Annotated in this window: 10 protein-coding genes; 5 read left to right on the forward strand and 5 right to left on the reverse strand. The window is 45.5% G+C overall.

Annotation, left to right across the window (positions count from 1 at the left end):
- The first annotated feature begins 697 nt into the window (after positions 1 to 697).
- The 3 genes from QUB37_RS28225 to QUB37_RS28235 all read left to right on the forward strand — a co-directional run bounded on the left by QUB37_RS28225 (position 698) and on the right by QUB37_RS28235 (position 4293).
- Positions 698 to 1600 carry an MBL fold metallo-hydrolase gene (locus tag QUB37_RS28225; RefSeq protein WP_333168443.1) on the forward strand — a complete coding sequence of 301 codons (903 nt, stop codon included), beginning with the start codon at positions 698 to 700 and terminating at the stop codon, positions 1598 to 1600.
- Between the two features lie 391 nt (positions 1601 to 1991).
- Positions 1992 to 3206, forward strand: coding sequence for a bifunctional riboflavin kinase/FAD synthetase (locus tag QUB37_RS28230; RefSeq protein WP_333168444.1), 1215 nt, complete (start codon positions 1992 to 1994; stop codon positions 3204 to 3206).
- 178 nt (positions 3207 to 3384) lie between these two features.
- A complete protein-coding gene (locus QUB37_RS28235; RefSeq protein WP_333168446.1) occupies positions 3385 to 4293 on the forward strand; it encodes a MoxR family ATPase in 909 nt (302 codons plus the stop codon).
- A gap of 165 nt (positions 4294 to 4458) precedes the next feature.
- Here QUB37_RS28235 and QUB37_RS28240 read toward each other — a convergent pair whose 3' ends face one another.
- Both QUB37_RS28240 and QUB37_RS28245 read right to left on the reverse strand, forming a co-directional pair.
- Positions 4459 to 5658: a glycosyltransferase gene (locus tag QUB37_RS28240; RefSeq protein WP_333168448.1), complete on the reverse strand. Its 1200-nt coding sequence runs from the start codon at positions 5656 to 5658 to the stop codon at positions 4459 to 4461.
- Between the two features lie 390 nt (positions 5659 to 6048).
- Positions 6049 to 6255, reverse strand: coding sequence for a hypothetical protein (locus QUB37_RS28245; protein WP_333168450.1), 207 nt, complete (start codon positions 6253 to 6255; stop codon positions 6049 to 6051).
- A gap of 114 nt (positions 6256 to 6369) precedes the next feature.
- Here QUB37_RS28245 and QUB37_RS28250 point away from each other — a divergent pair, with 114 nt between their 5' ends.
- Together QUB37_RS28250 and QUB37_RS28255 are read left to right on the forward strand one after the other, a co-directional pair.
- Positions 6370 to 6696 (forward strand): MgPME-cyclase complex family protein, encoded by a 327-nt coding sequence (locus QUB37_RS28250; RefSeq protein WP_333168452.1) that lies wholly within the window; start codon positions 6370 to 6372, stop codon positions 6694 to 6696.
- Entirely contained in the window at positions 6693 to 7430 is a 738-nt protein-coding gene (locus QUB37_RS28255; protein ID WP_333168454.1) for a hypothetical protein, read from the forward strand. Before QUB37_RS28250 ends, QUB37_RS28255 begins: the two co-directional genes overlap by 4 nt.
- Before the next feature lie 67 nt (positions 7431 to 7497).
- Here the strand turns inward: QUB37_RS28255 and QUB37_RS28260 are convergent, their stop codons facing one another.
- The 3 genes from QUB37_RS28260 to QUB37_RS28270 all read right to left on the reverse strand — a co-directional run bounded on the left by QUB37_RS28260 (position 7498) and on the right by QUB37_RS28270 (position 11636).
- Entirely contained in the window at positions 7498 to 9594 is a 2097-nt protein-coding gene (locus QUB37_RS28260) for a tetratricopeptide repeat protein (protein WP_333168456.1), read from the reverse strand.
- A gap of 18 nt (positions 9595 to 9612) precedes the next feature.
- Positions 9613 to 10545: an Rpn family recombination-promoting nuclease/putative transposase gene (locus QUB37_RS28265; protein ID WP_333168458.1), complete on the reverse strand. Its 933-nt coding sequence runs from the start codon at positions 10543 to 10545 to the stop codon at positions 9613 to 9615.
- Positions 10546 to 10700: 155 nt separating this feature from the next.
- Entirely contained in the window at positions 10701 to 11636 is a 936-nt protein-coding gene (locus QUB37_RS28270; protein ID WP_333168459.1) for an NAD-dependent epimerase/dehydratase family protein, read from the reverse strand.
- Positions 11637 to 11961: the final 325 nt, after the last annotated feature.

The raw sequence follows: 11961 nt of genomic DNA on the forward strand, positions 1-11961 counted from the left end.
TTAGCAGGCATTCACTTTTTCTGAATATCATTATGTTATATTATACCAATATGCGTTTTAAATGCACAACAGCTTAAACTGCTAAGATTTTTGAATTAATGGCAGTTGAGTTAATTAAACTGGGTTCTCGTAAAAAGGAGTCCCTGATGCTCATGGGCAGGGGTTCGATGGCGGGAGCATCTCAAGTCGGGTAAATTAACCGTCATTATTGTAGAGGCGCCTTTACGCCCGATCGGCAATATCAGCCAGATATCGGCGCAAAAAAGTCCCGACACCTGCATATTATGGTCGATCGACCGGACTAGATAGCAGGAAAGCCATCATCCGGGTTCAAACCGGTAAACCAGCAAGGCAAACAACCGACCGCGCCATCCGGTTCGGCAAGTGCGGAGGCTGGAAAAACAGCGGCTTTTGACCAAACTCATACACAACGGCGGCCCCAAAGTGTGTCTGCGGAGGTTAGGCTAGTGAAGAGAAGAAAAGAATAGTTACGATCGAGACTTGATTAGTCTACCTTGTAATTTATTGCTCAGTTGTCAAGCCCAACAGTTTTGCATTCTCGCGATGAGCGAGACTCTTGGCACTTCCAACAAGTGGGGAACTCGACCGTCAAAGAGCTTGGGTTTGATGGTAAAGCCCTTAGTAATATGTAAACACCTTATCGATAACTCGCTGGAACAATCTTGCAAGAAAACCCATGTCTAGTATGCAAAACCAATTCACGGTTCACTTCTGGGGCGTTAGAGGTAGCATAGCGTCTCCCGGGGCAGAAACAGTACGTTACGGGGGCAACACGCCCTGTGTAGAAATGCGAGTGGGTGACAATCGCCTAATTTTCGATGGCGGTACTGGATTGCGGGTTTTGGGACAAACTCTCCTGTCCCAGATGCCCGTAAAAGCTCATATGTTTTTTACTCACTCTCACTGGGATCACATTCAAGGATTCCCATTTTTTGTCCCAGCTTTTATTCCTGGGAACTGCTTTCACATCTATGGGGCTATTGCTCCTAATAAGGCTACTATCCAGCAGCGCCTCCACGACCAGATGCTGCACCCGAATTTTCCGGTACCCCTGCAAATTATGGGGGCAGACCTGAAATTTAACGATATAGAAGTGGGCCAACCGCTGGAAATCGGAGATATTAAGGTGGAAACTGCTTTGTTGAACCATCCAGGCGAAGCTATAGGCTACCGCGTAAACTGGCGGGGGTATTCGGCTGCTTACGTGACTGATACCGAACATTTTCCCGATCGTTTAGACGAAAATGTGCTGTATTTAGCTCAAAATGCTGATGTGCTGATCTACGACGCTACTTATACCGATGAGGAGTATTATGCGGAGAAGAGCAGCAAGGTCGGCTGGGGACATTCGACTTGGCAGGAAGCGGTGAAGGTGGCAAAGGCTGCTAATGTCAAAAAGTTGGTGATTTTTCACCACGATCCGCTGCACAATGACGAGTTTTTAGACAGGGTGGGAGAACAAGTGGCTCAAAGGTTCCCGAACAGTTTGATGGCGCGGGAAGGTTTGTCGTTACAATTGCTGCCTCCTGATAACGATTTGTCTGAAGCGTCGGTGCAAGCGCCTCAAGTTCATGTCTGAGGGATGTGAGATTGCCAGATGGTTCTGAAGTCTTGATCTGTGAAATCGGAAATTTAAGCGAGGCCTGACCGAAAGCATCCAGGATACAAGCCCCCGGATTCATTCCTTCGCAGACTCAGGACCCAGAAATAAAAAAGCTGTATCCGATGAAACTTGCCCCCCGAATTTATCCGTGGGGTCAATGCTTCAATCGAAAATCGAAAATCGAAAATCGAAAATCGATTGACCTCACTCAAAGACGGATACCGTGCCACGTACTCCTGTCGTGGAAAACCAAAAACTTTAGACCCAAGTTCAACCTTCCAGATTTATCTGTGGAGTAAAATCTAAAATCTAAAATCTAAAATCGACTGGCGATCGCAATCTGGCTAAGTATGTCAAAATTTTAAGCGTGTGGGTAACTTCTTCTTGTACCGCTGCTCTGACTCCAACTTCTGTTGCCTTGGGAAACTTTGATGGTTTGCACCTAGGGCATCGACAAGTCGTGCAGCCAATTTTAAATCGATCGCCTGGGCAAAATTCTGCGACGGTTATTGCGTCGGGGCCACACTTGCGCTCCAACGCTGGCAGAGATGAAAATTTGGAAAGCGAACCTCCGGCGACCTGCGAAAATGACTCAGCAGCACCGCCGGATCGAGCCGACAGCCGCCATAATTTCGAGGGTTTGATAGACCCTAGGGCAGAGGGCAACAGCCTCTCTGGGATCGATTCTGATGGGGGCGATCGACTTTACAGCACTGTGGTGACATTCGATCCCCACCCGCAAGAATTTTTTACGGGTCAACCGAAAAAACTGCTGACGCCTCTGGCAGAAAAGGTAGAATTGCTCGCAGCAATGGGCGTCGAGCAACTTGTGCTGCTGCCGTTCGATCGAGAATTGGCGGCTTTGACTGCTTCTGAGTTTGTCGAGGAAATTCTGGTGCGACAACTAAAAGCGAGTCGAATTAGTGTGGGGGTTGATTTTCGGTTTGGACGGGGACGCGCTGGGACGGCTGTGGATTTGCAGTCGATCGCCTCTGGTTACGGTATTGATGTTGCTCTTGTACCGCTGCATAATTGCGGTGAGGGCGATCGGATCAGCAGTTCTGCAATCCGCGAAGGTCTGGCATCCGGCGACCTCACAAGAGCGAATCAGTTGCTGGGGCGACCTTACAGTTTAGTCGGGACTGTGGTGGGCGGACAGCGGCTGGGCAGGACGATCGGATTTCCTACTGCTAATATCGAACTGCCGCCGGAAAAATTTTTGCCACGTTTTGGCGTGTACGCGGTGCGAGTCTCGGTGAAGCATGGATGGGAAAAGATGAATGAGGAAAGTTCTTCCTATCAGCAGGAAAATCCCAAATCTCTAATTCCCGGCACAGCATCAAATTTATCTTTTGTCAATGGGGTGATGAATGTTGGCTGCCGCCCGACAGTAGACGGCCTACAACCCACTGTGGAAGTTCACCTGTTAGATTGGTCTGGGGATTTGTACGGTAAAACCTTGAGCGCGAGTTTAGTAGAGTTTTTGCGACCCGAACAAAAATTCGCTTCTCTGGAATCTCTCAAAACTCAAATTCAGGCAGATTGCGATATTGCTAGAAGCCTCTTAACTGCTAAAGTCTAATAATTATGTGATCTAGAACAGGCGATCGCTTTTAAAAATGGTGCAAGATGAGTCAGACTAAATTCTAGTTGTACAAATACGAAGTCCGCAAGGCAAAGACTCAAGATTTTGGCAATCTTGATATCTTTTCAACAATTAGCAATTAGCAATTCGCAATTAACAATTAGAAATCAGGGATATGAGACAACATATTGAGCGGCTCAAACAAAATCTAGGCAAAACTATTGTTGGCAAAGCCGATGCTATTCGCTTGGTGTTGGTAGCGGTGCTTTCGGGCGGACACGCGCTGCTGGAAGACGTGCCTGGTGTGGGAAAAACGCTGCTGGCGAAGTCTTTGGCGCGATCGATCGATGGGAAGTTTCAGCGGATTCAGTGCACTCCCGATTTGTTGCCGACGGATGTCACCGGTACTAATATTTGGAATCCGCGCAGCGGAGAGTTTGAGTTTTTGCCCGGACCAGTTTTTGCTAATGTTTTGCTTGCCGATGAAATCAATCGGGCGACGCCGCGAACTCAGTCAGCTTTGCTGGAAGTGATGGAAGAAAAGCAGGTGACAGTAGATGGAGTTTCTCGAAATGTTCCCGCGCCGTTTTTTGTGATTGCGACTCAGAACCCGATCGAATATCAAGGCACTTTTCCGCTGCCGGAAGCGCAGATGGATCGGTTTACTTTGTCTTTGACTTTGGGCTATCCCGCTGCGTTGGAAGAGTTGCAAATGTTGGAACGGCTTTCTGATAGTTTTGCTGTTGAAGATTTGCAGCCTTGTATTTCTTTGGAAGAAGTGCAGGAATTGCGTCGTTTGTGCGCTGGTGTGAAGGTGGAAGCCTCTTTGAAACAGTATATTGTAGATTTGGTGCGATCGACGCGGGAGGATGAGGAGATTACTCTGGGGGTAAGTCCCCGGGGTGCGGTGGCTTTGCACCGGGCGTCGCAGGCTTTGGCATTTATGGAGGGCCGGGATTTTGCTACCCCGGATGATGTGAAGTATTTGGCGCCGCACGTACTTTCTCACCGGTTGATTCCGGCGGGGGGAAGAAGGGCTAAGACGATTGTTGACAAGTTGTTGCGGTCTGTTCCTATTCCTTAAAAAGTTTGTAAGTAGGTTCTTTTATTTAAAGGAACAGGCAAGATGCCTGTTCCACAAACAATTAATTTTCCTGTGGGGAGTAGGGGTTGGGCATTCTGCCTGCCCTTGAAAGACTTATTAATAATGATGCAAGATGTCAGTTAATCAATAGGTTTTGCACCATTCTCAAGCACTCTCAAACAGCGCCACTAATTTTTTTGCTTCTAAATCAACATTGTGTTGTTGAGCTACTCTCTCGGCTCCTATTTGCCCCATTTGTTCTAGCTTTTCTACAGGTGCTTCCAATACCGCGCGCATCGCTACCGCTAATGCTTCTGCGGAACCGGGAGGAACTAACCAACCGCAAACACCGGGTTCTACGAGTTCCGGGATGCCAGCAACATAAGTGCTAATTACGGGTCGATTGAGAGCGAGGGCTTCCATAATTACGACGGGCAAACCTTCAGCAAAACTAGGCAATACCATTGCCCGTGAAGCTAAAATCTCTTGCTGAACTCGATCGCCACTGGCCCAGCCGGTAATTTCTATATGGTTTTGCAGATTTAGTTGTGCAATCTGCTTCTCAATATCCGATCGCAGCGGCCCGTCTCCTACGAGTACCAACTTAAACTCTAAGCCTTGAACTGCTAGCAAGTTAGCAGCTTCTAGCAATAACAAATGACCTTTTTGTTCGCTGAGCCTCCCAATGCAAGCTAAGCGGGGTGCTGCGGGTATGGGGACGTAGGGTGCAGCTAAAAATGCAGCATCTACGCCGCAGTGTATGACGTGAATTTTTGACCACAAAGTGCGATCGCACCACCGAAAAAGCTGACTTTTACCGAAGGAACTAACTGCTGCTACAAAGGTCGATCGTTTAATTTTTTCGTCTAAGGAAAGAAGAGTCGCTTTATCAAATTCTTCAGGGCCGTGAACGGTGAAACTGTAAGTCGGGCCGCCCAGCACGCGGCACAGCATAGCGACTGTTGTGGAATTTGTCCCGAAGTGAGCGTGAACGTGTGCGATACCCGATTCTGCAAACCAATTTAAAAGAATGCAAGCTTCTGCTAAATAAGCTAGATGCAGCAAAATCCCCCGTTCCGAGTGCCAGCCAACTTTGAACATTAACCGCACAGCTTCGATGAATCGAATTGGTCTAGTTGCGGCAACGCGCAGCAAACCCCACGCTAACCCCTGTACACCAACTCCTAAGATTACTTTAGTCAATTGTTGCTCTAGTTTGTCGGCCTCATCAACGAGTTCTGATTCGCAGGATCGGATCGAAAATCGTGCGACTTTCATGCCGCAATTTTCAACCGCTAGGACTTCTCTGCGGACAAAGCTGTGGCTGACTTTGGGATATTGGTTGACTAAATAAGCGATGTTCATGAACGGGGAGAAAATTTTATGGTAAAACTTAGATTAGTTTAGCCTTTGGCTGCATTCCCTGGGCAACAAATTTAGCTGATTTGTTGAGCTTATTTGAGCAGGGGCGGAGGGCGATCGCTTTTGACGGGATGGGGGAAGTGACAGCGGGGCGATCGCTATTTCGGTCAGAGCAAATCAATCCACACATTTTACATTTCAATACAATAGTCAGGACAGTTTTTAGGTAGTAGCCACAAACCCTTGATTGTAACGCAGGCAGCTCGATCGCCGAATCGTCATGAAAGCCTTTTTTACGGTTGGCAATCAAAAAATGTCTGAAGTATTTTCCTATGCAAACCACTCCCAATCAGGTTTAACAGCCCCCAGATTGCCTCAATAATTGGTAATTGTTCAACCTGCAATTCCATCTAATTTCCTATTGTCACCTAAATTTTCCCGCAAATAACCAGCCGGAAAAATAATCGCCCAAATCCCCAAAAAACCAGCCACTCTCGCAACTCTCACAACTCCCTCAACTCTCACCACAAAAGATTTTTCTGAGGCGACTTGCTCTGCATCTACCCAAGATGACAACAAATAAGGTAAAGTAAACGGCACAAGAGTCTAGAACTCTCCAACAACCGCAACTGAGCAAACCCGCCCCTGACCAGCAAAACTGGTCGGTACAGGCGGCATTAACCGCTAACCGTCAACCTCTAACAACCGAGAAAAATGCAAACCTACTACTACGTTTTAGCCAGCCAACGCTTTTTGCTAGAAGAAGAAGCCCTAGATGAAGTGTTTAAAGAAAGAACTCGCAACTACAACGAACAAGAAAAACAAATAGACTTCTGGCTAGTCAAACAGCCCGCTTTCCTAGAAGCACCGACTATGGCAGAAGTTAAAGCAAAATGCCCTCAGCCAGCCGCCGCTATTATTTCTACCGATCCAGTTTTCATCACCTGGTTGAAACTGCGATTAGAATATGTACTGACAGGTGAATTTCAAGCACCATCATCAACTATTCCAGATGCCCTTGCCTCACTACAGACAGCATGAACAAAATAGCAAAATACCAGACAAAAGAACTAACAACAATTAGGGGTAAACTGTACAAATTTATTTTGTCTTTACCCCTATTTTCTTCTACTTCGATAGCCATTTTTGCCTTGACAATTTTATCGAGTTCTGTTAAAGCTCAATCGAGCTGCCAACCGCCCCAGTCCGATGAATATCTACTGTTAATTGTCACCCGAACACCCGAACAGCAAGAAAGAGCAAAACGCTCTTTCCCTGGAAATACTAACAACACAGTTTGTCGGTACATCAATGACACGGTGACGCGAGTTGGTGGCTTTCGCGACTCGCAAATCGCCAGCGATTGGGTTAAATACATCGAAGATGTTGTCGGATTGCAAGCTTACGTAGTACGATCGCCCGCAGCGGCACTACCCCAAAATTTGCCAGTCTACAACCCTCAGCCAGCACCAGGTTCTGAACCAATCACCAATCTTTCAACGGGCAATCTTGCCTTCAATCCCCAACCCCTGGGCCCTGGTTATGCAGTGTTAGTAGATTACTTCAACCAACCGGAATTAGCCGCCCAAGTCAGGGAAGCATTAGGCACGCAAGTAGGCTTAGCTTCCTACGGCCAGCGTCCATTTTTATTCGTCGCTTATACAACGGATCAAAACGCCGCTACGGATGCGGTAAAAGCATTGAGCGATCGAGGTTTTTGGCCGATGTTAGTAGACAGCCGCCGAGTTACCGTAATTGCTCCCGCTGTTCGCTAAAAGATAAAAGTTGGCAATGAAAATTGCTTCTTGTCAAACAAAGTCCGCTTAAGGGAACTAATAACAATTATTGTTGTTGTTCGGATTCTAGCGGGCTTCTTCCTAGCTGACTTTCTGCCCGCTTTTTTGCTTCTATCGCCGCTCGGTAATCCGGTTTGTAGCGAATTGCTTTGTCATAGGAGGCGATCGCATCTTCGTATCTTTTTACCGCCACAAGTGCATTGCCACGGCTGTACCAGGCTTCCGAGTAGTCAGGCTTGACATAGACGGCTTCATTGTAAGAGACTAGCGCATCTTCGTACCGCTGCAAATTGTACTGAGCATTGCCTCTATTGTACCACGCTTGAGATTCTTTCGGGTTTAAATCTAAGGCTCTGCTGTAACACTGAATTGCTTGTTCGTACTTGCGTAGTTCGTGGTACGACCAACCTAAATTGTACCAGGCTTGATAATAATCAGGTTTTAATTTAACAGCTTTTTCGTAAGCTTCTACCGCTTCTTCATGCCTCCGCATTTTCAGCAAAGCGATGCCTTTACTGTACCAGCCTTGATAAAAATTGGGCTGAAACCGCACGGCTTTTTCGTAGGCTTCAAAAGCTTCTTGGTTTTTGTTTAATTCGAGGAAAACATTGCCTAAATTGTACCAAGCTTCAGAATTATCGAATTTAATTTCAACTGCTTTTTCATAGGATTCTACGGCTCGATCGTACTGTTTTAATTTTTGATAAGCTTGTCCCCGATTGTACCAAGCACCGTACAAATTGGGCTGAAACTGTACCGCTTTTTCGTAGGATGCGATCGCTTCTTCGTACCGCTGCGAATCTAACAGACTATCGCCTCTGCCTTCCCAGGCGGCGGCATAGTCGGGCTGGATTTTCAAAGCGTTATCAAAAGATGCGATCGCCTCTTGAGACTGTTGCAACTTATCCAAAGCATAACCGCGTCCCGTCCAAGCTTCCAAGTATTCCGGCTTTAATTCTATTGCTTGATCATAAGCTGCCTGTGATTCTTGGTATTTTTTTAATGTGTACAAAGTTTTTGCTTTTTCCTGCCAGACTTCCGCGTACTCTGGCCTGAGATTTATTGCTCGATCGTAAGCGGCAAGAGCTTCTTCAAATCGGCTTAAATTGTAAAGAGTATTGCCTCGGTTGTACAGGTCAGTTGCATTGGCAGAATTAAAAGTGTTTACACCATAAATAGATGCTATAATACTGATGCCAATCAAACTCGCGATGGACAATATTTTTAAATACAGTTTTTTTCGGGATTTTACAGTCTTATTCGCAGCAGCAACCGGAGGCAATACAGGAACTGTACCGCTGAAAGAATTTTTCAATTCTTTAATAGCTTGCAGCGTTTCGCCTGCACTAGAATAACGTTGCCGAAAATCGTACTTTACCATCTTATCTAAAATGTTTGCAAATTCAGGACTGACGGATGTTTTGTCCTGCCAAATAATTTCCTCTGTATCGGGGTTTTTTGGCATTTGGTGAGGATTTATGCCAGTGAGGAACTGAATTGCGATCGCACCGACGGCATAGATATCGCTGCTGAGTTTCGGGTTGCCATGAGCTTGTTCGCTGGGCATATAACCGGGAGTACCAATGCTGACACTCAAGCTGTTCTTGGGCTGAGGAGTGGTGATTTGAGTAGTAATTTCTTTGACTGCGCCGAAGTCAATTAAAACTAATTTTCCGTCTCTATCTCTGCGGAGTATATTGCGGGGATTGACATCGCGGTGAATCACATTTTGCTGGTGTACAAAGTCTAAAATTTCCAGAAGTTCCTGCAATATACAAATGACTGCATCTTCCTGCATGACTCCCGCGTTTCCAGGAGAAGCGGGCGTAATTTCTTGGCTTAAATCGTGACCTTCTATAAATTCTTGAACTAGATAAAACTCTTGATTCTCTTCAAAAAAAGCAAAAAGTCGGGGAATACGATCGTGATTTCCCAACTTGTACAAAACTTGTGCTTCGGTATCGAATAAACGTCTAGCTACCTGTAGAGTTTCCGGATCGGTTGCTTGAGGTTTAAGCTGCTTGACGACGCAGAGGTGATTGCCTGGTAGCTGCTTATCTTCAGCTAAATAAGTTTGAGCAAATCCGCCGCCTCCCAAGTGACGGATAATGCTGTAGCGATTGCCGAGTGTTATTCCAAGCATGAGATTTACCTAATATTCCTAGTCTTTTGGAGAATTAGCTTCCAACCAAGCTGTTAAATCTTCGGCATTAGAAAAATCTAACATGGCTTCTGCAAGATTCTCTAATTTGTCGATCGGCAATTGGCGAATGCGGCTTTCAATATCCGGGTTTATTTGACCTAAACGGCGACTTAGCAAACGCCTAATTAACCCTACTTGTCCTTCTTGTCTGCCTTCTTGTCTGCCTTCTTCCCTGCCTTCTTCCCGGCCTACAGCCACTGAACCCTCTTGATCTTGAGCAAAAAACTCTTGCTGTTGTAATATGTTAAATTCCTCCTGTGTCAAACTAACTTGATTGGCAATTTCAAAGGCTTTCTGAATTTCCGGGACTGTGACCATTGTTTGAGGTACTTCATCCAAAGTGCCAGTAGTTTTGATAAAGTAAATCCACTTGTCCGTAAGAGTTTCCAGTCGATCCAATTCTTTCTTAAATTTTGGCAACTCTACAAATACTAACTCAATGTCATTTTGTAGATAATCAGACAAGCGATTTCTTTCTTTGAAGACAAAATGCGAAATCACATCTTGCTCGCCGCGAAACATTTCAAAATCAGTGATAGTCAAAGCAATCACAGGTCGCAATTGCTTGTATAATTCTCCTCTTGTTAATTGGAGTGCATAGGTTTTTGCTGCATTGTACAAAACTCGCTTGCCAAATGCCTGTACCTTCAAAACTTGCATTTCAATAATCACAAATGTGCCGTCATTAAGTAGCGCTTTGACATCTAAGTAACTATTTTTAGCTCCGGCTACTTGAGGGCCAAGATAAGGATCGAGGATTTCTAAGCTTTTAATGATCGATTCTTCTTCATAGAGTATGGCATTTAAGAAACTAATCAAAATCTCTGTACTTTGGCTGGAGCCAAATATTTTCTTGAATGCAAAATCTATTTTGGGATTGATAAATCTCATGTTATTTTTTTCCTTAGAGATTTGGAATTAACACGGCTGCAAACCTTACTGTGACAGTCTGTTTGGTATGTTTCTTGTTCCCTCCCCTTACTAAGGGGAGGGTTAGGGCGGGTGCTAGATTTTTGCTAGTGAGATGCTCCCACTATAACTTAACTTCAAACTGCTTTCAAAATCTCGTCATCGACTGAAAAATCTATCTCAGCTTTGTCCCGCCCCGAAACTACATAATCATTCTGAAAAGAATCTTTTAATCCAGAAACTAAGTCAAATTCCGGCTGCCAGTTAAGATCGGTGACAGCTTTATTAACTGAAGCGAAAAAGTGCTGTAATCTCATCGGAAAAGCTTTCTTTTTGCCGAAGTCAAATTGTTTCGGATCGTAGTGTACAATCTTAATAGCATCAGGGGATTTGCCTGCCGCTTGAATGCAGGCGCGGGCTAAACCGTCAAAGGTGACAAATCGATCGCCCGAAACGTTGTAAATTTGCCCGATCGCCCTAGAGTTGCCCAAAACCGCCGCCATTGCTTTAGCCAAATCCTGACAGTGCCCCAACTGCGTGAAGTGCATTCCGTTACCGGGAATCGGAATCGGTCGATCGCGCGCAATGCGATCGAAAAACCAAGCCTCTAAATCGTTATAATTTTGGGGGCCGTAAATGTAAGTCGGGCGAATCGAAGTCCAAGGCAAACCCGATGTGGCCAAGTAATTTTCGGTTTCGCATTTACCCAAATGCCGGCTTTTAGGATCAGTAGCGTCCCCTTCAATATGAGGCATTTGATCCGACTTCAAATAAACCCCCGCAGAGCTCATGTAAACAAAGTGCTGCACCCGCCCTTTAAATATTTCAGCTAAAGGCTTTGTATCGCTGAGTTCGCGGCCGTTGTTGTCAAAAACAGCGTCAAACTCGACCGTCGATAACTTTTCTTTCAATTGTTCGACATTTGTGCGATCGCCCTGAATCTGTTTTACGCCCGCAACCGGTACAGGCTTGTTGCCCCGGTTAAACAACACCACTTCATGCCCTTGTGCTGCTAAAATCTTAGTAAGATAAACCCCAATAAACCGAGTACCGCCCATCATTAAAATTCGCATTATTTTCGATGCTCCTTACAGTTAGTGTAAATATCTTACAATAAAGTTATGCCTTACGGAGAAACCTGGCTTTTTAAGAAAACACATATTAGCAGCGATCAGCCCTGGTACAAAAAACCGGAACGCTTGAGTTTTTGTGTGCAAGTCCAGAAAGTCAGTTTTGTGCTTTACTAAAGTGCGATCGCTCACAATAAACATATAGCAAGCCCTAAGACAATTAACACTTTCTCACTTGCTAAAACCCTGGCTTTTCTTCCTTCTTCCTTCTTCCTTCTTCCTTCTTCCTTCTTCCTTCTTCCTTCTTCCTTCTTCCTTCTTCCTTCTT

It is taken from the genome of Microcoleus sp. AT3-A2 (assembly GCF_036705685.1).
Taxonomy (GTDB): Bacteria; Cyanobacteriota; Cyanobacteriia; order Cyanobacteriales; family Microcoleaceae; genus Microcoleus.

Coding starts and splice junctions, on each gene's coding strand:
- QUB37_RS28225 (WP_333168443.1), top strand. CDS start 698: ATGTCTAGTATGCAAAACCAATTCACGGTTCACTTCTGGGGCGTTAGA.
- QUB37_RS28235 (WP_333168446.1), top strand. CDS start 3,385: ATGAGACAACATATTGAGCGGCTCAAACAAAATCTAGGCAAAACTATT.
- QUB37_RS28240 (WP_333168448.1), bottom strand. CDS start 5,658: ATGAACATCGCTTATTTAGTCAACCAATATCCCAAAGTCAGCCACAGC.
- QUB37_RS28250 (WP_333168452.1), top strand. CDS start 6,370: ATGCAAACCTACTACTACGTTTTAGCCAGCCAACGCTTTTTGCTAGAA.
- QUB37_RS28255 (WP_333168454.1), top strand. CDS start 6,693: ATGAACAAAATAGCAAAATACCAGACAAAAGAACTAACAACAATTAGG.
- QUB37_RS28260 (WP_333168456.1), bottom strand. CDS start 9,594: ATGCTTGGAATAACACTCGGCAATCGCTACAGCATTATCCGTCACTTG.
- QUB37_RS28265 (WP_333168458.1), bottom strand. CDS start 10,545: ATGAGATTTATCAATCCCAAAATAGATTTTGCATTCAAGAAAATATTT.
- QUB37_RS28270 (WP_333168459.1), bottom strand. CDS start 11,636: ATGCGAATTTTAATGATGGGCGGTACTCGGTTTATTGGGGTTTATCTT.